Origin of the sequence: Parerythrobacter lutipelagi (assembly GCF_005434975.1) — a bacterium.
GTDB lineage: Bacteria > Pseudomonadota > Alphaproteobacteria > Sphingomonadales > Sphingomonadaceae > Parerythrobacter_A > Parerythrobacter_A lutipelagi.
This window is the reverse complement of the sequence record NZ_SKCJ01000002.1, coordinates 115,614-139,646: the sequence shown is the minus strand read 5'-3', so window position 1 is coordinate 139,646 and position 24,033 is coordinate 115,614. Positions and strand designations below refer to the sequence as shown.

19 protein-coding genes are annotated in these 24,033 nt (G+C 60.4%); 15 read left to right on the top strand and 4 right to left on the bottom strand.

The window, feature by feature from the left end; translation table 11 throughout:
* Positions 1-29: 29 nt before the first annotated feature.
* The 10 genes from E0502_RS09000 (at position 30) to mmsB (ending at position 8,182) form a co-directional block, all read left to right on the top strand.
* Positions 30-1,532, top strand: a complete 1,503-nt coding sequence (locus E0502_RS09000; RefSeq protein WP_137677689.1) for a CoA-acylating methylmalonate-semialdehyde dehydrogenase — start codon at positions 30-32, stop codon at positions 1,530-1,532.
* Between the two features lie 135 nt (positions 1,533-1,667).
* Complete coding sequence (locus tag E0502_RS08995) at positions 1,668-2,048, top strand: hypothetical protein (protein ID WP_137677688.1); 381 nt, start codon at positions 1,668-1,670, stop codon at positions 2,046-2,048.
* A 132-nt stretch (positions 2,049-2,180) separates the two neighbouring features.
* The gene (locus tag E0502_RS08990; protein WP_137677687.1) at positions 2,181-2,675 is read left to right on the top strand and encodes a hypothetical protein; all 495 of its coding nucleotides are present in this window, start codon (positions 2,181-2,183) and stop codon (positions 2,673-2,675) included.
* Positions 2,672-3,061, top strand: a complete 390-nt coding sequence (locus E0502_RS08985; RefSeq protein ID WP_137677686.1) for a RidA family protein — start codon at positions 2,672-2,674, stop codon at positions 3,059-3,061. Before E0502_RS08990 ends, E0502_RS08985 begins: the two co-directional genes overlap by 4 nt.
* A 51-nt stretch (positions 3,062-3,112) precedes the next feature.
* The gene (locus E0502_RS08980; protein ID WP_137677685.1) at positions 3,113-4,045 is read left to right on the top strand and encodes a polysaccharide deacetylase family protein; all 933 of its coding nucleotides are present in this window, start codon (positions 3,113-3,115) and stop codon (positions 4,043-4,045) included.
* Positions 4,046-4,093: 48 nt separating this feature from the next.
* Positions 4,094-5,239 carry an acyl-CoA dehydrogenase family protein gene (locus tag E0502_RS08975; protein WP_137677684.1) on the top strand — a complete coding sequence of 382 codons (1,146 nt, stop codon included), beginning with the start codon at positions 4,094-4,096 and terminating at the stop codon, positions 5,237-5,239.
* Positions 5,236-6,294 (top strand): enoyl-CoA hydratase/isomerase family protein, encoded by a 1,059-nt coding sequence (locus E0502_RS08970; protein WP_137677683.1) that lies wholly within the window; start codon positions 5,236-5,238, stop codon positions 6,292-6,294. Before E0502_RS08975 ends, E0502_RS08970 begins: the two co-directional genes overlap by 4 nt.
* Positions 6,291-7,088 carry an enoyl-CoA hydratase-related protein gene (locus E0502_RS08965; RefSeq protein ID WP_137677682.1) on the top strand — a complete coding sequence of 266 codons (798 nt, stop codon included), beginning with the start codon at positions 6,291-6,293 and terminating at the stop codon, positions 7,086-7,088. Before E0502_RS08970 ends, E0502_RS08965 begins: the two co-directional genes overlap by 4 nt.
* A 1-nt stretch (position 7,089) precedes the next feature.
* The gene (locus E0502_RS08960; protein ID WP_137677681.1) at positions 7,090-7,293 is read left to right on the top strand and encodes a hypothetical protein; all 204 of its coding nucleotides are present in this window, start codon (positions 7,090-7,092) and stop codon (positions 7,291-7,293) included.
* A gap of 19 nt (positions 7,294-7,312) precedes the next feature.
* Positions 7,313-8,182, top strand: coding sequence for a 3-hydroxyisobutyrate dehydrogenase (gene mmsB / locus E0502_RS08955; protein ID WP_137677680.1), 870 nt, complete (start codon positions 7,313-7,315; stop codon positions 8,180-8,182).
* A gap of 140 nt (positions 8,183-8,322) precedes the next feature.
* Here the strand turns inward: mmsB and E0502_RS08950 are convergent, their stop codons facing one another.
* Positions 8,323-9,066 carry an Nmad3 family putative nucleotide modification protein gene (locus E0502_RS08950; RefSeq protein WP_137677679.1) on the bottom strand — a complete coding sequence of 248 codons (744 nt, stop codon included), beginning with the start codon at positions 9,064-9,066 and terminating at the stop codon, positions 8,323-8,325.
* A gap of 74 nt (positions 9,067-9,140) precedes the next feature.
* Between E0502_RS08950 and E0502_RS08945 the strand changes: the two genes are divergently transcribed.
* Entirely contained in the window at positions 9,141-10,415 is a 1,275-nt protein-coding gene (locus tag E0502_RS08945; protein WP_137677678.1) for a lipopolysaccharide biosynthesis protein, read from the top strand.
* 6 nt (positions 10,416-10,421) lie between these two features.
* On the opposite strand, the gene E0502_RS08940 is transcribed toward E0502_RS08945, so the two are convergent.
* Positions 10,422-11,357, bottom strand: coding sequence for a tetratricopeptide repeat protein (locus tag E0502_RS08940; RefSeq protein ID WP_137677677.1), 936 nt, complete (start codon positions 11,355-11,357; stop codon positions 10,422-10,424).
* 146 nt (positions 11,358-11,503) lie between these two features.
* On the opposite strand from E0502_RS08940, the gene E0502_RS08935 reads away from it, so the two are divergent.
* From E0502_RS08935 to E0502_RS08920, 4 genes are read left to right on the top strand one after another with little or no spacing between them, the layout of a single operon-like run.
* Entirely contained in the window at positions 11,504-14,044 is a 2,541-nt protein-coding gene (locus tag E0502_RS08935; protein WP_137677676.1) for a cyclic nucleotide-binding domain-containing protein, read from the top strand.
* Between the two features lie 8 nt (positions 14,045-14,052).
* Positions 14,053-14,910, top strand: a complete 858-nt coding sequence (locus E0502_RS08930; protein WP_137678754.1) for a hypothetical protein — start codon at positions 14,053-14,055, stop codon at positions 14,908-14,910.
* Positions 14,911-14,920: 10 nt separating this feature from the next.
* Positions 14,921-16,723: a cytochrome c3 family protein gene (locus E0502_RS08925; RefSeq protein WP_137677675.1), complete on the top strand. Its 1,803-nt coding sequence runs from the start codon at positions 14,921-14,923 to the stop codon at positions 16,721-16,723.
* Positions 16,724-16,745: 22 nt separating this feature from the next.
* Positions 16,746-17,594 carry a metallophosphoesterase gene (locus E0502_RS08920; RefSeq protein ID WP_137677674.1) on the top strand — a complete coding sequence of 283 codons (849 nt, stop codon included), beginning with the start codon at positions 16,746-16,748 and terminating at the stop codon, positions 17,592-17,594.
* A gap of 286 nt (positions 17,595-17,880) precedes the next feature.
* Here the strand turns inward: E0502_RS08920 and E0502_RS08915 are convergent, their stop codons facing one another.
* Both E0502_RS08915 and E0502_RS08910 read right to left on the bottom strand, forming a co-directional pair.
* A complete protein-coding gene (locus tag E0502_RS08915; protein ID WP_192895947.1) occupies positions 17,881-22,053 on the bottom strand; it encodes a multiheme c-type cytochrome in 4,173 nt (1,390 codons plus the stop codon).
* Positions 22,053-24,005, bottom strand: a complete 1,953-nt coding sequence (locus E0502_RS08910) for a hypothetical protein (RefSeq protein ID WP_420813521.1) — start codon at positions 24,003-24,005, stop codon at positions 22,053-22,055. Before E0502_RS08910 ends, E0502_RS08915 begins: the two co-directional genes overlap by 1 nt.
* Between the last annotated feature and the right edge of the window lie 28 nt (positions 24,006-24,033).

Below are 24,033 nucleotides of genomic sequence, written 5' to 3'. Positions count from 1 at the left end.
AGAACAACAAACTTTGCAGGAGATGCGCGATGCGTCAGGTCGATCACTTCATGGCAGGGGGAGCCGGTGGCTCCGCAAGCCGGACCCACAAAATCTGGAATCCTTCGACCGGTGAAGTCCAGGCCGAAGTCGGACTCGGCGATGCCGCACTGCTCCAACGCGCCGTCGATGCGGCAAAGAAAGTGCAGCCGGAATGGGCCGCTACCAACCCGCAGAAGCGCGCGCGGGTCATGTTCGAGTACAAGCGGCTGGTCGAAGCGCACAAGCAGGAACTCGCCGAATTGCTATCGAGCGAGCACGGCAAGGTCGTTGACGACGCGCATGGCGATGTGCAGCGCGGACTCGAAGTGATCGAGTTTGCCTGCGGCATTCCGCAGGCGCTCAAGGGAGAATACACTCAGGGCGCAGGTCCGGGCATCGATGTCTATTCGATGCGCCAGCCGCTCGGCATCTGCGCAGGCATCACTCCATTCAACTTCCCTGCGATGATCCCGATGTGGATGTTCGGCATGGCGATCGCGGCGGGTAACGCTTTCATTCTCAAGCCATCCGAACGCGATCCCAGCGTGCCGGTGCGCCTCGCCGAGCTGTTTGTCGAAGCGGGTGCGCCGGAAGGCCTGCTGCAGGTCGTCCATGGCGACAAGGAAATGGTCGACGCGATCCTGGACCATCCCGACGTTCCGGCGATCAGCTTCGTCGGGAGCTCGGACATCGCGCAATACATCTACTCGCGCGGCACCGCGAACGCAAAGCGGGTGCAAGCGTTCGGCGGCGCGAAGAACCATGGTATCGTTATGCCTGACGCCGATCTCGATCAGGTGGTGAACGATTTGGCCGGAGCGGCCTTCGGCTCGGCAGGCGAGCGCTGCATGGCGCTGCCTGTCGTTGTGCCGGTGGGCGAGGACACCGCCGATCGTCTGCGCGAGAAGCTGATCCCGGCAATCAACGCCCTGCGCGTGGGCGTATCGAATGACCCCGACGCGCATTATGGTCCGGTTGTCACTCCCGAGCATAAGGCCAGCATTGAGCGCTGGATCGGTACTGCTGAAGACGAAGGCGCCGAAGTCGTTATCGACGGTCGCGGGTTCAGCCTGCAGGGTCACGAAAAAGGCTTCTTTATCGGCCCGACACTGCTCGACCGCGTGACGCCGAAGATGAAGAGCTATCAGGAAGAAATATTCGGCCCGGTGCTCCAGATAGTGCGTGCGGCCGACTTCGAAGATGCCGTGCGCCTGCCAAGCGAACACCAGTACGGCAATGGCGTGGCGATCTTCACCCGCAATGGCCACGCCGCTCGCGAGTTCGCGAGCCGGGTCAATGTCGGCATGGTCGGCATCAATGTGCCGATTCCGGTGCCTGTCAGCTACCACAGCTTCGGCGGCTGGAAGCGGAGTGGCTTCGGCGACATCGACCAGTACGGGATGGAAGGACTGCGATTCTGGACGAAGACCAAAAAGGTCACTCAGCGCTGGCCGGATGGAACAGCGGATGGCAGCAATGAAAACGCCTTTGTCATCCCGACCATGGGCTGAAGCAGCTCAGCCCGCAGTCCGGGCGCCCGCTTGACAATTGTTACAATCGGGCGCTTGCTAGGGTTTCGGGTCAGTCGAACCGGGAAGTGGAAACATCCACGAGCGGCCTTGAAATCCCTTGGGGGGAGACTGAACGTGAAACGCATTATCCTAATCTCTATCGCTTCCGCGGCTGCTTTGGCGGCCATGCCGGCTGGCGCTGTGCCGGAAAACAAGCCGGTCAACGCCGCCGAGCAAATTCGCAACACCGGCTGCATTGTTCGCGGAGGCGAAGATCAGCCCTACCAGTTCGATGCCGAGTGCGAGGCGAAGATCACGAATAAACGCGACAAGGACGGCGTGCTGCAATTCCAGGTCTATCGCGACAAAGGCACATTGCAGCCGGGCCAGGAAATCGACACCGCGTTCAACTTCCGTGAGGATTCGACCATCGGTCCGTTTGAATGCACCACTGTCGAAACAGCGACACCGGGCGGCCAATACAGTTCGTTCCGCCACTGCCGCCGCGCAGACTAAACGAATTGCGAATTGCGAAAGAGGCCGGTGCAGGAATACCTGCGCCGGCCTCTTTTTTGGTCTGGACGTGGACCGAAAAACTTGGAGGATAAAACGCTGCGCCGGAAACGAAATCAGGCAGGAGCGCCCCACGTGAAGCACGCGATAATTCTACCGTTGTTATGTTTGGCCTTGCACGCCTGCGATGCGCAACCGGAGCATGCCGATGATGAGCTCAACCCGTCGCTGGACGAGCAGATGATGCCAGTCGAACCCGATGGCGGAATTGGCGATGGTGCAGAGCCACTTACCGGAACCGCTTCCGCCGATGTCGCGGACGAGAATACCGTCCCGAACCGGTTCATCGGGGTATGGGACTATATCAAGGGCACTTGCGACCCCGCCTCGGACATGCGGCTGGAAATCGGACAGACCGAATTCGGCTTCTACGAATCGGTCGGCCAGCTGGCCGGCGTGCGCCATGAGGGCGAAGCAATCGTCGTCGATCTCGACATGGCAGGCGAAGGTGAAACCTGGACTGAGTCTCTGCGACTGGTCCTGAAAGATGAGGGTACCCGGCTGCACGTCACCGAACCGCAAGCAGAAAGCGATGTTGACGAGTATCCACGCCGTCGTTGCCCGGCATGAACCGCAATCATGCGACATCGGGCTCGCCCTACGAAGCGCAGTTCGGCTTCAGCCGCGCGATCCGCATCGACAACCGCATCGTGGTCGCCGGGACCGGACCAATCGAACAGGACGGCTCGACCACACCGGGCGATGCCGCTGCGCAAGCCGAGCGCTGTTGCGCACTGATTGTCCGCGCGATCGAAGAGCTGGGCGGCCGTGCATCGGATGTCGTGCGCACGCGAATGCTCCTGACCGACCCGGCCGATCAGGATGCGGTAGGCGCTGTCCACGCGCGTTTCTTCGGCGAGGCAAGGCCCGCGGCGACCATGATGGGCGTAGCATGGCTGTGCCGTCCGGAATGGAAAGTCGAAATCGAAGCCGAAGCGGTGCTTTTTTCCGACTGACGCCGCCCCGTCCGATTGTTTGCGCGGCAAAATCTTGCTTCTGCTTCGGCCATGTTGAGAATCCTTTTCGCGCTGGTCGCTATCGCTACGGCTTTCACCGCCCCTCCTGCCATGGCTCAGAAGCGCGTAGCGCTCTCGTTCGATGACATCCCGCGACAGGCGGGCGCGTTCATGACTCCGGAGGAGCGAACTGAAAGGATCCTTGCGGCGCTGAGCGCGGCTGAAATCGAGCAGGTCGCATTCTTCGTTAATCCGGGCCATCTCGAAGCGCCGGAAAAGGCTGGGGCCGAACGCTTGATTGCTGCCTACACTGCGGCCGGACACGTCATCGCCAATCATTCTTACAGCCATGGACACCTCAGCAAGACCAGCGCTGAGAATTATCTCGCCGATATCGATCTCGCGCAGGAATGGCTGGTCGGGCGCGAGGGCTATCGTCCGTGGTTTCGCTTTCCCTATCTCGACGAAGGCGCGGGCGACTTGGAGAAGCGCGACACCGTGAGAGCGGGTCTTGCAACGCGGGGGCTGTCAAATGGCTACGTCACAGCCGACGGATCCGACTGGCACCTCGAAGCGCTGACCGTTCAGGCCCAGCGCAGCGGCAAGGCGATGAACGAGAAACATCTGCGCCGTCTCTATGTCGCGTCGCAAATGAGCGGACTGGAATATCATGATCAGCTGGCGCGTGACACGTTGGGCCGGTCGCCGGCACATGTCATGCTGCTGCACGAAACCGATCTCGCCGCTCTGTTTCTGCCAGACCTGATCGCCGAAATGCGTAAACAGGGGTGGACCATCATCACGACAGACGAGGCATACGCGGACCCGATTGCACAGGAGCAACCCAATGTGCCTTATGCCTGGGGTACGCTGATCGGATCAATGGCGTGGCAGCGCGATGTCCCTCCCCCGCTCCATCCGCAGTGGATGTCCACCGGCATGATCACGCATCTGTTCGAGACACGCGTGATCGAACAGAAATAGGCGACAGTCGCTGGCATTTGCCGCCAGCCGCCGCTAAACGCGCTGCCCATGACAGGTCAATTTCAGCTCACCGACGACCAGCTGGCCATCCAGGAGATGGCGCAGCGGTTCACCGCAGACAATATCACCCCGCATGCCGGAGAATGGGACGAGAAACACCACTTTCCCAAGGACGTGATCCAGCAAACCGGCGAACTCGGCTTCGGCGCGATCTACGTGTCCGAGGAATCGGGCGGGATCGCACTCGGCCGGCTCGAGGCGGCGCTGATTATGGAAGCGATGGCTTACGGCTGTCCTGCGACCAGCAGCTACATCTCGATCCATAATATGGCGGCATGGATGATCGACAGTTTTGGCAGCCAGGCAGTGAAGGACAAATATCTGCCTGACCTGGTGACGCTGGAAAAGATCGCCAGCTACGCTTTGACCGAGCCTGGCAGCGGTTCCGACGCGGCGGGGCTGAAGACCACCGCGCGGCTGGACGGCGACCACTATGTGCTCAACGGAACCAAGCAATTCATCAGCGGTGGCGGGTTCAACGATGTTTATGTCACTATGGTTCGCACCAGCGAACACAAGACCAAGGGCATCACGTGCCTGGTAATCGACAAGGACACGCCGGGCGTCAGCTTCGGCAAGCCGGAGAAGAAGCTCGGCTGGAATGCCAGCCCGACCGCGCAGGTAGTCTTCGAGGATGCCCGCGTCCCGGTCGAGAACCGCGTCGGTGATGAAGGCGAGGGGTTCCGGTTTGCCATGATGGGCCTCGATGGCGGCCGCCTCAACATCGGCGCGTGTTCGCTGGGCGGCGCGCAACGCTGTCTCGACGAAGCGATTGCCTATACCAAGGACCGCAAACAGTTCGACACGCCGATTGCCGATTTTCAGAACACCCAGTTCATGCTCGCCGACATGGCGACCGAGCTAGAAGCGGCGCGTGCGCTGCTGTATCTGGCCGCCGCCAAAGTAACCGACGGCGCACCTGACAAGAGCCGCTTTTCCGCGATGGCCAAGCGCCTCGCGACCGACAGCGGCAGCAATGTCGTCAACAACGCGCTGCAATTGTTCGGCGGTTACGGCTATCTCAAGGAATACCCGATCGAACGCTTCTGGCGCGACCTGCGCGTCCACTCGATCCTCGAAGGCACCAATCAGGTCATGCGAATGATCGTCGGCAGGGACTTGCTGCGCCAATGACCGATCAGATCCTCATTCACCGCCATGGCGCGGTCGGCCATATTTCGCTCAACCGGCCCAAGGCGCTCCATGCGCTGACGCTCGACATGTGCCATGCGATGAGCGCGGCTTTGACCGAGTGGGCCGACGACGACGAGATCGAGGCTGTGATCCTCGACCATGCCGAAGGGCGCGGCTTTTGCGCCGGCGGCGATATCCAGATGCTGCGAAATTCAGCGCTGAACGATGGCGGCGTGACGGGGCGCGCGTTCTTCCACGATGAATACCAGCTCAACCACCAGATGATGACCTATCCGAAGCCGATTGTGGCCTTCATGGACGGCATCACCATGGGCGGCGGGGTCGGTATTGCCTTGCCGTGCAAGTTCCGTGTCGCGACGGAAAACACGCGCTTCGCCATGCCGGAAACCGGTATCGGGCTGTTCCCCGATGTCGGCGGCGGTTGGCACTTGTCTCGGCTTGGGGGTCGGCTCGGCCAGTTCCTCGCGCTGACCGGCGCGCGGCTCGACGGGGCTGAGTGTTTATGGGCGGGCATAGCAACGCATTATTTGCCCTCGGAAATGGCGGCAGAGGCAAAGTCACGCATTGTCGAGAAGCCGGGCCGGATACCCGGCGTGCTCTCCGAAATGGTCGGCACCCCGCCCAAGGCGAGGATCGAGGACAACGCCGACAAGATCATCAAGCACTTTGCCTCGGACCGTTATGAAGACATCCTCGCCTCGCTCGAGGCCGATGCCAAAGACAATGGGAGCGAATGGGCGGCCAAGGAGCGCGATACACTCGGCACCAAGAGCCCGCAGACCTGCAAGGTTGCGCTGCGCCAGCTGACCGAGAGTGCGCAAATGAGCGATTTCGCGGAGAATATGCGGATGGAATATCGCATTGCCAGCCGCGTGCTGACGCGTCCCGACTTCGCCGAGGGCGTCCGCGCTGTGATCGTCGACAAAACAGGCGACCCCAAATGGGATCCGCCAACCCCCGAAGGCGTGACTGAGGAACTGCTCGACAGCATCTTCGCCCCGTTGCCCGCCGATGAAGAATGGAAGCCCCTATGACCGACCAAAGCGCGAGCTACGAAACCATCCTGACTGAAACCGATGGCGCGGTGACGATCATCACCCTCAATCGTCCGCAGGCATTGAATGCGCTCTCGAGCGTAGTGCTGGAAGAACTGATCGGCGCATTTGCCGCCTACCAGGCCGACGACACGCAGCTGTGTGCAGTGTTGACCGGCAGCGGCGACAAGGCGTTTGCTGCGGGCGCGGATATCAAGGAGATGTCGGACAAGGCCTCGGCCGATTTCTATCTCGACGACTTCTTCTCCAAATGGACCAGTCACATCGTCAAGACCACGCGCAAGCCGTGGATCGCGGCGGTCAACGGCTTCGCGCTGGGGGGCGGGTGCGAACTCGCCATGATGGCCGATTTCATCATTGCGAGCGAAAACGCGAAGTTCGGCCAGCCGGAAATCAAGCTCGGCGTTGCCCCCGGCATGGGCGGCAGCCAGCGCCTGACCCGTGCGGTCGGCAAGTCGAAGGCAATGGAAATGTGCCTGACAGGCCGGATGATGGGCGCGGAAGAGGCCGAACGCAGCAATCTGGTCGCTAAGGTCGTGCCGCATGAGGAGCTGATGACCGAAGCCAAAAAGACCGCCGCGCTGATCGCCTCGATGCCGCCAATGGCAGCGATCGCGAACAAGGAAATGGTCAATTCAGCCTACGAGATGACGCTCGAACAGGGCCTCGTGCAGGAACGCCGCCTGTTCCAGATCCTCACCGCGAGCGAGGACAAGGCCGAGGGCATGGCCGCTTTCATCGAGAAACGCGAGGGCAACTGGAAGGGTAGGTGAAGTGCGTACTCTGACGAAGATTGCGCTCTGCTTCCTTACAGCAGAGATCACTTCATTGGTGTTCGTTTCCATCGCCAGACCGGAATATGACGGCAATAACCTGTCAGCTTTGATCTTCTGGTTGGCGTATTTTCACGTCTTTCTGCTCGTGGCTGTGGTGTTGTTCGCTATCGTTATTGTGCAGGGTATCAAGCGCGGCTCCTAGCCGTGGAGAGGAACTCGAAATGAAAATCGCATTCATCGGCCTCGGCAATATGGGCGGCGGGATGGCCGCGAACCTCGTAAAGGCGGGACACGACGTCAGCGCGTTCGACCTCAGCGAGGAGGCACTCGCGGCAGCGAAGGACAATGGCTGCGCCACCTTCACCGATGCAAGCGAGGCCGTGCTGGGTGCAGAAGCGGTGGTGACCATGCTGCCCAACGGCGCAATCGTAAAGTCGGTCTACACCGACAGCGTGATCGGCAAGGCACCAGAAGGTGCGGTACTGCTCGACTGTTCAACCATCGATGTGGCGACCGCCAAGGAGGTTACCGCTGCCGCCGAAGCCGCCGGATACGACATGGTCGATGCGCCTGTTTCAGGCGGGATTGCCGCGGCCAATGGTGGCACGCTCACATTCATGGTCGGCGGGACCGACAAGGCATTCAAGCGTGCCGAAGCGGTGCTGAACGCGATGGGCAAGGCCGTGATCCACGCTGGCGATGCCGGGGCGGGCCAGACCGCGAAGATCTGCAACAACATGTTGCTCGCCATCTCGATGATCGGCACGGCGGAAGCCATGAAGATGGCGCAGAAGCTCGGTCTCGATCCGCAAAAATTCTATGAGATCAGCTCGCAGTCTTCGGGCTACTGCTGGTCGCTCAATGCCTACACGCCGATGCCCGGCGTTGGTGTCGAGAGCCCGGCGGATAACGACTATCAAGGTGGTTTTGCCACCGGCCTGATGCTCAAAGACTTGCGGCTGGCGATGGAAGCGGCGGAAAACGCCGATGCCAATGTTCCGATGGGGCAGCGTGCAGCCTCGCTCTACGAAGATTTTAACGGCGCAGGCAACGGCGGGCTCGATTTCTCGGCCATTATCAAAATGCTATGAATTGAAAGGGAAAGTTGCACCGTGGCCGAGCCGCCTTTTCTTGTGGTAACGGACCCGAAGGGCTGGAAACAGCCACGATGCAATAGACTGTTTAGTAGTTAATTTCCAAAACACCAACAGCTTCAATCACTATTTGCACGTTATTGCGACGACCTGCCCGTGATTTCCGTCAGTATGCTCTCCAGCCAGTCACGCGGAGCAGCTCGTTGTCCGATATCTGCGACGAATTCCTGGCCGCGTGCCACACTGCGCAGCATTCCCCCTCGTATCCAGCGATCTGCCCGGTCGTGGTAGGTCAGTCCCCCACGCTTGAGCCATGCCGGACGCGTCCACCGGCTGGGCGGGCCTCCGTCGATGGACAGGCGCAGCCTGCTCGTCGCTCTTCGTGCCGTCTCGCCGGGCCCAGAATAGATGACATCGTTCCGAGCATGCATTCCAATGGCGTGTGGATGGTGATGGGCCGCGAACTCCGCTATCCGATCCTCCTCACAGGCCGCGAGCCGGGTGATATGCTCTACCTGCAAATAGCCGAAAATCCGATGGTGTCGTTCGCCTGTCGCCTCTTCCCGAAAGAGGCCGAAAAACAGGAAAACATCGCCTTTACCGACATGCTGATTGTCAAGATGCGTCTGCGCCGCTCCGCATTGGCCGAACAGGCATTTACCCTCCGGCAGAAACATGGGGTCATGGTGGCACAATTCGTCGGAACCGAACCTGCCCCTGCTTGCTTCACTGGCAAGGTCGCCCAGGCCCAGGTCACCATAGGTGGTACGGGAATAGCCACCACTCGGTATCGGCAGGCTCACCGGGCGGCCATCGACAATCGGCGATGGGCCACCGCCGGCCGCACTGTCGAACCCTTTCCGGCTGAATATTATTCGCATGCGTCTCGCACTGCCCCGCGCTTCCGGACATGACAAGGCTTGCACTACAGGCAACCTCCTATACGTAACGCGGTGTGAAACGGCTCTTACGCAATATCGGCTGGCTTCTAAGCGGCCGTGCGGTCAACGCCCTGCTGAGCCTGCTCTATCTCGCCCTTGCAACGCGCTCGCTCGGGCTCGAAGCCTTCGGATATTTCGCTCTTATTGTCGCGCTCGGCCAGACTGTCACAGGGCTGGCGAACTTCCAGACCTGGCAATTCGTTGTTCGCTGGGGTGCCAATGGCGACGGCGCTGGCGAAGCGACCGGGTTTGCAATCGCGCTTGACGCGGTTTCCGTGGTGATCGGCGCGGTCCTCGCCGCAGGTCTGGTTTATAGCGCGCAGTTCTGGCTCCCGCTGCCGCATGACCTGCTGTGGGTGGCATTTGGATTCTGTATTCTTTCGCTATTGTTTATGCGGTCGACCCCGACAGGGCTGCTGAGGCTCCGCTTTCGCTTTGCCGAAGCAACGGCAGCCGAAGCCGTTCAGCCGATCGTTCGCGCCATCGGAGCAATTGCCGCATTCTTCTACATGCCGACCGTTTTGGGGTTCATCTTCGCATGGGCAGCGGCGGAAGTGGCGGTTGCGCTGGCTCTATGGTGGGCCGCAGCGCGCAAGGACACCATCGATTTTTCCCAGATCAGCCTCACAAAACTGCCCCGCGCGCATCCCGATGCTTGGCGGTTTGTCCTCTCCACCAACGCCATGGGGAGCCTCAATGTGGGCGGGAAGCAGGTTATGATCCTGCTCGTCGGCGCCATCGGCGGGGAAGCGTTTGCCGGGGGCTTCAGGGTTGCTGCACAGCTCGGTCAGGCGCTGGTCTCCTTGGCGCAAACTGTATCGAAAGCAATCTATCCGGAACTGGTCCATGCAAAGGACGATGCGGTCGAAATCGCGCGCAAGATGGCCAATCTCTCTCTGATTGGTGGCTTTCTGGCGGTTCTCTTCGCTGTACTGTTCGGCCGCTGGGGCCTTGAAGCGATCGCCGGGGAAGCCTTCGGCGTCGTTTACTGGACGATGGTGATCCTGGCCGTGGCAGGCGCGATCGAACTGGTCGGAGCGAGTCTGGAATCGCTTCTGGTGTCCGCCAACCGAGCCGGAACGGCATTTCTTGCGCGCGCTTTTCCCATGGGTCTGGCGTTCGCCCTGCTGCCGGTTGCGATGGGCTGGCAAGGCCTCAAGGGTGCTGCCATTACGGTGCTCGGATCAAGCGCACTGGCTGTCTTCGCGTTCTGGGTTGCGATCCTTTCTTTGCAGCAGATCAAGATTATCCTCGAGCCCAACCGGGACGGCACACCCCCACCCCGGTGAGCAGGATCAGGCGCCGGGCACGCCCAACGCCGAAGCTTCCGCGCGCAGACGATCCGCAGTGCCCGGGTTGGCCGCCACACCATCTTTCAGCGCAGCTGCTGCTTTCTCCGGCTCGCCCAGAGTCATCCGGCTGCGCATCAGCATTACCCAGCCGTCTGGGTTCTTCGGGTTGGCGCGAAGCTTCCCTTCAAGACTCTCGACCATGCCGACAGCCATATCGCGCTGCTCACCCGGCGGAATAGCACTGGCCGCGTCGATCTGCTGACGGCTCGGGCCCGGTATTGCTTCGCCGGCAGTCAGTTGCGGCGCTTCCGGGCGGCCTTGCATCGCTTCTGCGATACGGCTTGCGGTTTCGATGTCGTACTTCTTGCCGCTTTGTTCGATTGTCCGCTGGAGATTACCATCCCATGGTGCCCCCTCAGGCGTATCTTCCAGCAAGGCCAGCCAGTCTGTGATTGCGCCCTCGTGATCGCCCGATATGTCTTTCTGGACCGCAAGAAAATAGCGCGCCCGTGGTTCTTGCGGGTCAAGCTTGATCGCTTGCTGGAATGCCGTCAACGCAGCTTGCGGCAACGGATCATTTTCGCTGGCGTAGACACGCATCTCACCAACGGCAGACCACAGGGCGGCATTGGTCTTGTCGCCTTCTATAGCCTGGCGGTATGCGCGCGCTGCTCCATCGAAATCGCCGGTGTCGGACAAAGCCAGACCAAGATCTGTCCACGCGGCGGAGTCGAGCGGATCGGCCTCGGCCCGCTCCCGCAATTGCTCGATCGACAAGGGACCCTGATCGGTGGCGGCAACCTGTTCGGGCTCTTCCTGGCCCGACAAGGTGCGGTAGCCAATCAGTCCTGCGACCAGCAATGCGCCACCAGCGAGAAGCGCAATCCCGCCTTTCGACACCCCCGATGAATGTGCCTTTTCGGTATCTTGCGAATCCATATCCCCGCCTCTCAAATACGCGCCATGTGCGGGGGGTGCTATCAAGCATGGCACTTCGCGGCAATTGGCGCTGGAGGTTTGCTGTCAATTCCTTATGATGCCACAAATAAGAACAAGAAGGTCGCGGGATCATATCGGGGGGACTGATGCCGGAACCATACCGCGTAGCCATTATCGGATCCGGACCAGCGGGCTTAAGCGCCGCTGCCCGTGCGGCTGCGCTCGGCATGAGTCATGTCTTGCTCGAGAAGACGGATCATTTGTCCGACACGATTTTCAAATATCAGAAGGGCAAGCATGTCATGGCGACGCCCAGCAATCTGGTGTTACGCTCTGACTGCGACTTCGAAGCGGGCAAGCGAGAGACAATCCTCGGAAAATGGGATAACCAGGCCGAAGAATACGAGGTCAATGTCAAATACAATGCCGAAGCCAAGGCGATCAAAGGAACCGGACCTGCGATCGCCGGCAGCGTGCACAATATTGTCATGCGCGCGCGCGATGGCACCAAGTCGACCAAGGAAGTTCAAAGGCACGAACCGCCGTACGAAATCGAGCTGACCAATGGTGAGAAAATCATCGCCGAGAACATCGTTCTCGCCATTGGCACTCAAGGCAACCCAAACCGCATGCGCTGTGCTGGCGCAGATCTGCCGCATGTCCAGTATCAGCTCGACGATCCGACAGAATACGTCGATGAGCATATCGTTATTGTCGGCACGGGCGATGCCGGGATTGAAAATGCTCGCGGCTTGGCAGAGGATCCCGCGCAGGGAAACACGGTCTCGATCCTCAATCGCGGCACCGATTTTGCGACCGCAAAAGATGCCAACGTCAAGGCATTGCAGGCTGACAATGACGCTGGAAAACTGGCGATCAGGCTCGAAAGCGAGACCAAGGAGATCGAGCCTGGCTTCATCACGCTGAGCACCCGTGACGGCGAACTGCGCATACCTTGCGACAGGATCATAGCGCGCATCGGCTCCGCTCCCCCGCGGATGTTCGTCGAGGAGTGCGGAATTGAATTCGCCAGCGAAGACCGCAACGCGTTCCCGAAGCTTTCTCCAGTGTTCGAATCGACCACTGCAGGCATATTCGTGATTGGCGCACTAGCGGGATATCCGCTGATCAAGCACTGCATGAACCAGGGTTACGACGTAATCGAGTTCATCAACGGCAACACTGAACTCAAGCCGGCCGATGAACCGATAATGGTCGACAAGTTCAAGAACCTGCCAGGCAATCAGAGCACCGACGAATGGCTTGAGTTTCTCCGCGCCAATGTTTCGATTCTGAACGGCATGAACCCGCTTCAGATGCGTGAATTCATGCTCGAATCCGATGCCCGTTTCTATCGCAAGGGCGAGGTTATCTTTGAGCGCAACGCGCCGGGGAATTCATTGTTCGGGATTGCCAGCGGTTCAGTGCTGGTCGAAGTCGACCCCAAGGACTCTTCGATCACGATTCCGATCGGGACAGGCTCGATTTTCGGCGAAGTCGGTCTGATTTCCGGCCGCCGACGTGGTGCGACAGTTCGCGCGGCAGAAGACACTATCGTTGTCGAAATTTCTCGCCTCGCTGCCCTCAAGCTGCAATCGCAAGTGCCGACCGCTAAAGCTGCAATCGAACGCATTTCAACAGAGCGGCAGTTGCTGCAAATGTTCGGCTCGGGCCTGACTGGCGAAGACATCCGCGAAGTTGTGGACACATCCGAGATCATGCGGGTCCCGGCGGGCGAAGCAATCCTGACAGAAGGCGACGAAGGCAACGATATCTACGTGATCCGGGTCGGCTCGATGATAGTCGAGAAGGATATTGGCGGTAAGCCGGTGTTCCTGTCTTATCTCCCGGCCGGGTCTTATGTTGGTGAAATGGCGTTGATCGATGGCGGCAAGCGTACCGCAACCGTCAAGGCAGCGATCAAGTCCGAAGTGATCAAGATCAACGGTGATGCCTTCCGGCAAGTGCTCGAGGCCCACCCCAAGCTGCTCGAACGCGCCCGCGCCGACATGAAAGAGCGCCGCGAGATCAACAGTTTCATCGAGAGCCAGAAACACAGCTTTGGCGGGGCGGTCGATCTCTATTCCAAGACTGCGCAATTCCTGATCGATAACGGCATTGGTGAAGCCACCGATGTTCTTCTGATCGACGAAACGCTGTGTGTCGGGTGCGACAATTGCGAAAAAGCCTGCGCCGACAGCCATGAGGGACTGAGCCGGTTAGACCGCGAGGCGGGCACGACCTATGCGCACCTGCACGTACCAACGTCCTGCCGCCATTGCGAGCATCCGCATTGTATGGCCGACTGCCCGCCCAACGCCATCAAGCGCGGCCCGGATGGTGAAGTCTTCATCGATGAGACCTGCATCGGCTGCGGCAACTGCCAGCGCAATTGCCCATACGGCGTGATCCGACTCGATCCCAAGCCGCCGGCCAAGCCATCGCTGTTCAGCTGGCTTTTGTTCGGCAGAGGTCCCGGTCCTGGCGAAGCGCCTTACAAGTGGCGGAAATCAAAGGCGGAAAAAGCCGGGATCGAGCAAGCCAAACTGGCAATCAAATGCGACATGTGTTCGGGCATCGAGGGCGGACCGGCTTGCGTGCGCGCCTGCCCGACCGGTGCCGCAATCCGGGTCGGACCGGAAAAATTCCTCACCTTCACGAAGCTGGTGCAGGAGGATGCTGACTGATGGCCAGTATGCCCAAAGCCAACTTTGCTTTCCATGAACGGCGCAGAGATACCGACCACGAAAGTTTCCTCGCCCACAAGAGTTTTCGCTGGCTGAAGATTGCGCTGGCTGTGTCGCTGATCGTGGTGCTCAGTTACTTTCTTGTCGATGTAGAGCCGCGCCACAATGGCGGCAGCTGGTACGGCTACACGCTTGGCACAATCGGCGTGCTGCTGATCCTGTGGCTATCACTGCTAGGTATTCGCAAGCGCAAGATGACAGAGAAGTATTTCAGTCTCAAAGGCTGGACCAGCGCGCATGTCTATCTCGGGATCGCGCTGAGTGTGATCGGCACATGGCACACCGGCTTCCAACTGGGCTGGAATGTCCACACGCTTGCCTGGGCTCTGATGATGCTGGTCATCGTATCCGGCGTTTACGGCATTGTCGTTTATTCCGTTTTGCCGCGATCATTGTCCAACAATCGCCGGGAAATGACCCGCGAGCAGATGGTGGAAGGATTGGAAGCGCTAGACCGGCAGCTCGAAACCGCCGCCCAGCCGCTCGATCGTGACCTGACCGACAAGGTCATTGTCGCACTTGGTCAGGACGTTTTCAAAGCCGGCTTCATCGCTCGGCTGACCGGTAAATACCCGCGATGCGCCACACGCAAAGCTGTCCGCGCGTTTGACACAGCGGGCCAGAGCGAAGCTGAAGAGAAAGTGCGTTCGCTGTTGGCACGGCGGCAGGCCCAACTTGAACAAATCCGCCGGCACATGCGCTACAAGGCGCTGCTCGAAGTCTGGCTGTTCATCCATATTCCCGCAACCATTCTGCTGATCGCGGCGCTGAGCGCGCATGTCGTCAGCGTGTTCTACTATTGGTGAGGTGCGGACGATGACCTTCCTAATTCGCACCATCGACATCACCTCGAGTGGCCGTGAAATTATCCGTGACCGCGAGGTCGACAAGGACACGGTGACGATCGGCCGGGCGGCGGAAAACGACATCCATCTGCCCGATCTTGCAGTCGAACAACAACATGCCCGGATTGTCCCGGCGAACGGTGAACAATTGACCGCTGAAGCGGTCGGAACACTGGGCTTCTCCGCCGATGGGCGGACCACAACCTCGGCGACCTTCAGCCCGCGCGAAGGGACCGAGCTTGGCTTCGGGACCTACCGCCTCTCAGTGACGCAGGAAGGCGAAGATCCGGTTGTCATCACAGTACAGCAAGTGGACGACAAGCCTGAAGGGATCGAAGCGGTCCAAGGCTTCGCACTCGCCTCTGCCTTGCCGAGCAAACGGGCCATGGCATGGACCGGCCTGATTGCCATCCTGCTCGCCTTCCTCGCGATACCGATTTACACCAATCAGACACGTGAACGGGTTGATCCCGACTATGAAGAGCCGGGCCAGACCCTGATGGATGCGAGCTGGAGCACCGGCAAGCTGAGCCTGGCGCATCACGGCCTGGAGGATAACTGCGAGGCGTGCCACGTTGATGCGTTTGTCTCGGTTCGCGACGAGACATGCCTGACCTGTCACGAGGAAATCGGCGACCACGCGAAAATCGACCGTCAACTGACCGGTCGCGGCCCGATGTCGGGCGGTGACCAGTTCCTGTGGGCTGTCGCTGAATCTTTCGGCAAGGAAGGTCCGGGCAATTGCACAACCTGCCACACGGAACATGAAGGCGCGGGCCGGATGGAACCGGCGGCGCAGAAGTTCTGCGCTGAATGCCACGACGGGATGGATACACGTCTGACCGACACCGATCTGGAGAATGCCGCAGATTTCGGTACCAGCCACCCGCAGTTCAAAGCGGTATTCTTCCCTGAGCTTGGCAGCGATCGCACTGTGCGCCTATCGCTCGACCAACCGATTTCCGAACAGCATGGCCTCAAGTTTCCGCATGCACTGCATATGAGCCGGACAGGCGGGGTCGCGCGAATGGCGGGTAATATTGGCGCAAAGCGCGGCTATGGATCCGCTTTGGAATGCAAGGACTGCCATACAGCTACGGCAGACCAATACGCCTTCGAACCGGTTGAGATGGAGGAGGCCTGCGAGGCATGTCACAGCCTCGTTTACGACAAGGTCGGCGACACCTTCCGCACGCTGCGCCATGGCGATGTCAGCCAGATGCGAGCCGATCTGGCGGCAATGGACCGTGCGCCTCGCCGCCCGATCACCACCGGTCGCAAACGGCCTGGCGAGTTTGGCGAGGGGCGCCGTTACTATCAGGACTTTGGCCGGCCATCGCGCAATTACATCGCGATCAACCAGGCTTTGAGCCCGAGAGGCGTGTGCGGCGAATGCCACATCCCGACGACCCGCAACGGACGCGCCGATGTCCAGCCGGTCAATCTGCGTGACGGATACCTGGTGCACAGCTGGTTCCCGCATGACGACCACGGCGTCGCCGCGTTCCGGCAGTTGGATGGCAAGCGCTGGTCGCGGGAAGAGACCTGCCTCAGCTGCCATGCAGCAGACACATCCAAGACCTCCGAAGACCTGTTGATGCCCAAGATCGCGCAATGCCGCGATTGCCACATGGGCGAACAGGCCAAGCAGGCTCCGGTCCCTTCAAGCTGCGCCATGTGCCATTCCTATCATCCCAAACCCATGGGGGTGCCGGATGACGGGGATGATGCTAGGGAAGACACAGTCGCGATGCTGAGCCGGAAGCCCGGATGATCGCGACGCGGGAGGGGGCCCGATGCTGATTGCGCAGATGACCGATATCCATATCGGCTTCGACCCGGCCGCCAAGCCGGAGGAGCTCAACCGCATCCGGTTCCGCAAGACGCTGGATCGCTTGATCGCGCAGCCCAATGCGATCGACTTGCTGGTGCTGACCGGTGATCTGACCGACCATGGCGACAAGGACAGCTTCGAGAAGACAGCTGCACTACTCGAAGTAATACCCTGCCCGATCCTGCCGATGGTCGGCAATCACGATAGCCGCGAAGGCCTGCTGCACGCCTTCCCCGACACGCCAACCGAGGGCGGTTTTGTCCATTATGCCCACGAGCAGGATGGCCTGCGCCTGTTGATGCTCGACACGCTCGAAGATGGGCGTCACGGCGGCGCTTTCTGCACAGATCGCCGTGACTGGTTGCGCGGGCAGCTCGATGCGCACCGGGACACGCCGACGCTGATCTTCATGCATCACCCGCCGGTCGTCTCCGGCGTGGACTGGATGGATCCCGATCCGGACGAAGACTGGATCGCCAACTTTGCCGATGCAATTGCCGGGCACGATCAGATCCTCGCGATTCATTGCGGCCACTTGCATCGACCGATCCAGACCACATTCCGCGGCGTGCCGTTGGGCGTAACAGCTTCGGTTGCTCCGCTTGTCTCACTCGATCTCAGACCGGTCGATCCCGACAGAGCCGACAACCGCGACCTCATCACAACCGAGCCGGCGACCTATGCGCTGCACCGGTGGGACGGCGAGAACCTCGTGACCCATTACGAGAAGACGAACAATTGGGACGTGCTGGCATTCTACGGTGAACACCTGAAGCCGATGATGAAGGACATGTTCAAGGAACGTCAATAGCCGCTGCTGGGTGGAACGGTCCGGGAAGTTTTCGAACCCGTGACCTTTGCGTAAAACCCCCTTCAAACAGGTGATTATCGAACATTTCGGCCGGGTCAGTGTGACCTTTCAGCACATGCGTGTTCCATCACGAAGCCACCTGTCTTGCGCCGCCGATACGCAAGTTCCGGATGGCACGAATCCTCCAGATTGCCGACAATGGGAAAGAGCCGGGCGATGATAGCATCCGGCTCGCGTGTAGGAAAATTGCCTCTGCGCTGCTTGCCCCCGGCGGCGTCAGTCAGGATCAATACTCGACTGAACCTTTGGCATCTTCACGCAAGTACGGTCCGCGTTTGCCGACCCAGCCGCGCAGATCGACCTCGTCCTTCACAGTCCACACACTGCCGCGCTTGAACAGGCGTTCCATTTCCTCGCGATTGAACGGGCGTGAGCCGAGCCGCCCGAAAACAGCCATCTGCCCGCCGGTCTCATCGACCGCCCGGTCCCGGTCGAGGCCCTTGCTCAGCGAAATTGCCGGTGACTTGGTTTTTGCCCAGGCGACAATCTCCGGCATCGGTGCAGGGCTGAAGCCATAGAAATTGGGCTGGCTGTCAGGGCTGGTCAGTTGCAGCACCTTCATCCCGCCGCGCCCGTCAGCAACATAGGCGAATAGCGAGGCGTTGGTCGATCCGGCGATCACATCTTCCGTATCGATCAGCCTGCCGCCCAGCGTGCTGTCATACGGCTGGCCATCGGGCTGGATCCCGCGATAGATTTTCGGCGCAAGCGGCTTGGTCATATCGACGATCACCAGCCCGTTCTGCTTGGCTGCGACATAAGCGTAGGTTCTGGCCAGATAGAGCCGTTGCGCCCCCGGAATATCGACATTGCCCTGCGGCAGCGGCACCGGGTTGCGCAGATCGGTCACGTCGAACAGCTTGAGGCCAGTTCCGTCGGTCACCCACAGATAGCGGAACTGGATCGCGCTCGCCCGGGCACCCGGAAGTTCGATCAGCTTCGCCTCGGGCGCCTCGGGCACCTTGAGGTCGACCATCACCAGACCTCGATCGGTCGCGATATAGGCAATTTCACCGGCCAGCTGGACATGCCTTGCCCCGGTCAGCACACCGCCTTCGTTCCAGGCCGTCTCGCCATTGGCGAAGGTCAGGCGTTCGAGCTTGTTGTTGCGAAATTCGCCATCGGCCATGGTGTTGATGTTGACGAGGATCAGCCCTTCGACCGCATCGGTGATGACCGCATAATTATACACCGGGAGGAACGGCTGCTCCTCGTTCGCATCACGCATTGCTTCGGTGTTGCGCAGCGGATTGATCGGCTGGTTCGTGGCCAGCGCCATGCAGGTCGCATTCTCGGTGTCGACATGGGTATCGTGCCCCATCGCGCTGAACGGCGCCGTGATGATCCGCTCGCTTACACCCTTGTTGCCGATCGACGCGACATCGTAGACGCGGAAGCCGCCCTTGCCCTCGGCGACGAACATATACTCGCCGCGCAATTGCAGGCAGCCGACGCGGTCGCTCGTCCCTTCATGGACATTGGCGAATTCCTCGAACGGCTTGGTCTCGCCCGACAAGTCCTCGTCAAACGCCTTGCCGCGCACCCAGTCCTTCAGTTCACGGTCGTTCTCTTCGACAAATTGGTCGTAATAATCCGGGTAAGCGTATTTGTGCAGATAGGAACCAAGCACGGCTTGAGGCTCGTCCCATTCGGTCACGCGGATGGCTTCAAAACCGCCTTCTTCGCCGGTCCAGGCATTCAGCCCGACGAAGTTCACATAATTGGTCCCGAGCAGCAGGAGCTGTGACATGATCGCATTGTTGTCACCCTCGTCGGCGACATGGCAATCCGAACATTGCTTGGTTTCGGTCTTGCGCACGGTGTGCGGGAAATGCGGCGCGAATGCCTGCGAGCTGAAACCGCTCGACGATATTGGCGGCTGCTGAACGTAGATCCGTTCCCGATTGATATTGGTCGAGCTGAGAATGAGCGCCGACGTCGAGCGGACAGGAGCGATCTCGTTGCCCTTGGTCGTCTGGTGCTTGCCCAGCTGGAACATCTGGTCGCGCGCAACCTGCGGATTGTACGTCGCGAAGTTGCGCGTGCTTCCGTTTTCGTAGTGATGGTCCTTGGTCTTCCAGTTCGCTTCGATCGGCAAGTGGCAGCCGCCGCACGATGTCGTCCAGGACAGGTGACAGGTGAAACAGGCCATCTCCTCATCGCCATGCGCGCGCTTGTCCGGCGCGATGCCGGTGCCGAATTCCATCACTTCCATGCCGGCGCTGTCTTTGCTGACGGTTTTAGCCCGGGCCGATTTTGCGTTGAAATAGGGGCTGTCGGGATCGACACTGTCCTTCGTCAGGCTGATTTCCCACTCCAGCTCCGGATCGACGATCGAGCGCTGTTTGAGCACGCGTTGCCCGTCTTCGTTCCAGACCCATTCAAACCGGCGTTTGCCGTCCGGATTGCGCAGCAAGGCAAGATCGTTGCCCTTGGGCGGAGCAGCCGGTCCGCTGGTGCGCAGCGTCGGATAGGCATCGGCGGTACCGTGGCAATCCTTGCAGCCGATCTCGATCGCATTGGCGACCTCGCCATAGATCATCCCGTTGCCGTGGCTGTCCTGCGCGAAGTGACAATCGGCGCATTGCATACCCTTTTCGGCATGGATGCTCATCAGATGGACCGACTTGCCCGGATTGGTCTTCGGCTCGACGAACTTCCCTTCGCCTTCCTTGCGCCATTTCTCCGGATCGTCGTTTTCCACGATGTTGCCCTCGGCATCGAGCAGATTGCCTTCGCGGTCCCGCTTGAAAATGCCGCGGAAATTCCACCCATGGCCGTGATAATCGGCGAATTGCGTGTCGTTGAGTTGCGGGTTCAGGTCGTAAACGTTGCGCAGAAAGTCGATGTCCGCCCATTTCCCTTTGGGCGAAGCGCCTTCCGGATTGCGCTCCATGACTTCGCGCACTTCGTCGGCCGTCGGGTATTTCTGCTTGGCCGGCCACATGAAGGGCGCATCGGATTCATAGTCCCACATGGTGTAGCCCAGGTAGGAATTGAGGAAGATATTCGGCTGGTGCATGTGGCAGTTCATGCACTGGGCGGTCGGGATCGAGCGGGTGAATACGTGCCGCAGCGGATGACCCCGCTCCTTGTCGGAATCGTCCATATTATCGGCATCGGCCGCGTGTTCGTCATCCCCCGCGTCTTCACCGTGATGGTCGCCTGGCTGTTTCACATCGCCATGGCCGCCCGCGTTGGCGCCGCCATGTGAATCGCCGCCGTGCCCGTCACCGTGTGTCGGCTCACGTTTGCCGGCAATCGTCGGATCGATCGTCTGGGTCTGACCGTCACGCCCATACTTGGCATAGATCAGCGAATGGCGCGGTTCGCGATCGTTCGCGTAAACCACGTGACACGCGGCGCAGCCCGAATGGCGATAGTCGCCCGGCTGGTCGTTCGTGCCCATGAACCACATGAACGGGTCGTTGAGGCGGGTCTTGTGGATGTTGAGCACCGGGATCGCGACGCGCAGGCCCGTGCCCATGCCGCGGTTCGACTGCTTCAGATCAGGCCGCCCCGGCTCGTCGAGACGCTGGATGCTGCCGGTCGGATTGGGCAGTCCGATCTCCGGGAACACCGGGTTGATCACGCGGCCTCCGCGCTCGAACACGCGGAACACATCGCCCGGGGGGGTCACCTGCCAGGTCGGCAACGGATAGAGCGCTTCGAGCGCGCCGCGCGCTTTCTGGTTTTCCGTGACTGTGCCGGCCGGGTCACCCGGAGAGAGCAGCTTGGCAGGTTCACCGTCGCGGGTGAAAGCTTCGCCGATGATGTAATTCTTGAATGGCAGAATACCGTTGTTGTAGGATGCCCCACCCCACAACATCGCGCCGGTGGCCATGATCGAGCGTTCACCCGCTTCGATGATCGGCAGGTGGCACGCCCCGCAGGCTTCGCGCGCGACGCGGTAGTCGCTCGGGTTGTTGAACCGGATAAACTCGGGCGTTTCCTTGTTCAGCAGCGTGTAGCTGCGTTTCGGATTGGCGGATGACGGAAAATGCCAGTCGTCCGGATACTGCGGCAGAACATGCGCGGCATCGCGCTTGGCGACATAGGCCGGATCGTCATGCTCGAGCTTGCTGTTGCCGAACACCTCTGCGTTGCCGCCATGGCAATCGACACACCCGAGCTGGACAGCCGGGGTCTCGTGCATCGAAGGCGCATCGGTCTTGACGTGGCAGCTGTAACAGCCGTCGGATTTCGCAGCGACTGCAGCCAGTTGCTCGCCTTCGGTTCGGCCGGGCTGCTGTGCCGGAGCAGGCTTGGTCCAGATTTCGCTGTAGTCGCGTTTGACCTTGCGCGATTTGTCCGCCGCCTGACTCTGGCTGGCGAACATCATCGCGCCCGCCATGCTGATGGCGGCGAGAAGGAGGAGAATCTGGCGCAGAGCTGGCATCAGTAGGTCAGGATCACATTGGCGAGCACCGAATAGTATTTGCTATCGTTGCCGAGGTTGTCGAACAGGTCCTGGAAGCCGTTCCCCGAAAGGAGCGTCGCTGCCGAGAGGCGGAATACGATGTTCTGGGTCGCCTTGGGACGCCAGATGGCGGAAGCGGACAGATCCCAGCCGATGTCTTTCGGGATCGAGCCCTCGTTGCGCAGGGCTTCGATGCTTGACGTGTCCTCGAACCACAAATGGTTGGCATTGGCGGTCAGGCGGATCTCCGGCGTCAGATCGAAGTCCGCGCCCGCGCCGAGCAGGATCAGCCCCGGATTGTTGAAGTTCGACTGGCCCTGTTCTTTCGAGCTGCGCAGGTTGTTCAGGATGCCGTTGCGCCCGTTGACGCTGACCGCGCGGCCACCGCCGGCAAAGGGGATCGTCTGGCGGATCCAGTAGGATGTGTCGGCCCCGGCAAAAATCGGGTTCTCGAACACCGCGTCGAAGCCGCCTTCCTTGTCGTCATACGGATCGCTGTCGCCGCTCTGATACAGGCCGGACAGGCGGAACCGCATCCAGTCCTTGTCATAGCTGAGCTCTGCCGCCGCAAAATAGGCTTCGATATCCGCCGGGCGGTCGGTGAAGAAGCTGTTCCGGTCTTCACCCAGTGCGGCGTAGGCGCTGGCCGTGATATTGATCCGGCCTACCCGCCCGTCGGCATTGTAGCCGAGGTAGAACACGTCATAGTCGCGCCCACGCAGCGAGCCGAGCAAAGCCGGCCGGACCGGGAAACCATTGTCGTCGATCTGAATATCGTCGGCTTCGCGATTGCGGTTGTATGCCAGCGTGATCTGGCTGGTCAGCGCGGGGATCAGGAAATCCTGGCGATAGGCATTGGCGATGAACAGGAAATCGTCGCGCGGCGTCTGCGCAATCGCATTCAAACCGCTGTTGGTGTCTTTCTCCAGCCGCCAGAATGCGCCGAGGTTGAACTGGAACCGATTGTTGTCGCGGTTGCCGAACAGGCGGATGCCAAGCTGATTGTCGTTGAACAGAAACCCGCGGAAATCGGCTTGAAACGGCTGGATACCAGCGCGGACCGAAATGAAATCGTAGCGGGAATTGTCGTAGCGACCGATGTGGTAATCGACGAACGCTTCCTGCACGCCAAGGAACTGGTCGAGCCGGTCGGTGCCCTTGCTCGGTTCGACGAACAGCACGCGCCGCTCGGGCACGTCGACATAGTTGATGTTGTAGGCGAATGTGACGCGGTACTCGACAGTCGGCGGCTTGTAGGCCGTGCTGCCTTTTTGCAGCGCCGCACCAGCAATGAAGGTCTGCGAGAACACCGTACTGAAATCATTTCCGAACACATCCAGCCGGTCAGGATCCTGCGTCGTTTGCACTCCGACCGGAATTGGAAACGTGCGCGGCTCGTAAACCGTATCGCTGATCCCCGACAGGATCAGGAACCAGTCGTCCTCTTTGAGAAATCCGGGCCGCTTGCCTTTGGGCAGCGGGCGATCGCCTTTGAGCACGTTCTGGCCGTAAGGGTCGAGCTTGCCGGTGCAATTGTACTGGAGCGCGCCGAAGATGCCGTAGGCTTCCGGATCGTTGCGCCGGTCTTTGGGCGGGCACAGCGACTGCAGCAAGCGCCAGCGGTCCGGGATCGGTATTCCGTCCGCTTCGATGAAGGCCTCTGGCGGTGGCGCACGAAAAGCGCCTTCATTGGTCTGATCGATCCGGTCAGGCAGCGGGCCTGAATAGCCAGGGCGGCGCCTGTCCTCGAGTTCGTTTTCACTATCGACCGGCGGCGGCGCCGAAGGCTCGACTTCGAACTCCGGCCTGGCCTCGGCGGGCGCTTCTTCCTCGGGCTCGGTCCCGCCGGGTCGCTGGCGTTCCTGCGCTGGCTGGGCGGCGAGCGCCGATGCAGCCTGCGGTTCTGGCCGTTCCAGCACCGTAGGCTGCATCGGCGCAGCGGCATGGAGGATCATGGGG

Bases quoted from the DNA above. Each gene is read 5' to 3' on its own strand.
- E0502_RS09000 (WP_137677689.1), top strand. From the start codon at position 30: ATGCGTCAGGTCGATCACTTCATGGCAGGGGGAGCCGGTGGCTCCGCA.
- E0502_RS08985 (WP_137677686.1), top strand. From the start codon at position 2,672: ATGAACCGCAATCATGCGACATCGGGCTCGCCCTACGAAGCGCAGTTC.
- E0502_RS08980 (WP_137677685.1), top strand. From the start codon at position 3,113: ATGTTGAGAATCCTTTTCGCGCTGGTCGCTATCGCTACGGCTTTCACC.
- E0502_RS08975 (WP_137677684.1), top strand. From the start codon at position 4,094: ATGACAGGTCAATTTCAGCTCACCGACGACCAGCTGGCCATCCAGGAG.
- E0502_RS08970 (WP_137677683.1), top strand. From the start codon at position 5,236: ATGACCGATCAGATCCTCATTCACCGCCATGGCGCGGTCGGCCATATT.
- E0502_RS08965 (WP_137677682.1), top strand. From the start codon at position 6,291: ATGACCGACCAAAGCGCGAGCTACGAAACCATCCTGACTGAAACCGAT.
- mmsB (WP_137677680.1), top strand. From the start codon at position 7,313: ATGAAAATCGCATTCATCGGCCTCGGCAATATGGGCGGCGGGATGGCC.
- E0502_RS08950 (WP_137677679.1), bottom strand. From the start codon at position 9,066: ATGCGAATAATATTCAGCCGGAAAGGGTTCGACAGTGCGGCCGGCGGT.
- E0502_RS08940 (WP_137677677.1), bottom strand. From the start codon at position 11,357: ATGGATTCGCAAGATACCGAAAAGGCACATTCATCGGGGGTGTCGAAA.
- E0502_RS08935 (WP_137677676.1), top strand. From the start codon at position 11,504: ATGCCGGAACCATACCGCGTAGCCATTATCGGATCCGGACCAGCGGGC.
- E0502_RS08930 (WP_137678754.1), top strand. From the start codon at position 14,053: ATGCCCAAAGCCAACTTTGCTTTCCATGAACGGCGCAGAGATACCGAC.
- E0502_RS08925 (WP_137677675.1), top strand. From the start codon at position 14,921: ATGACCTTCCTAATTCGCACCATCGACATCACCTCGAGTGGCCGTGAA.
- E0502_RS08920 (WP_137677674.1), top strand. From the start codon at position 16,746: ATGCTGATTGCGCAGATGACCGATATCCATATCGGCTTCGACCCGGCC.
- E0502_RS08915 (WP_192895947.1), bottom strand. From the start codon at position 22,053: ATGCCAGCTCTGCGCCAGATTCTCCTCCTTCTCGCCGCCATCAGCATG.
- E0502_RS08910 (WP_420813521.1), bottom strand. From the start codon at position 24,005: ATGCAGCCTACGGTGCTGGAACGGCCAGAACCGCAGGCTGCATCGGCG.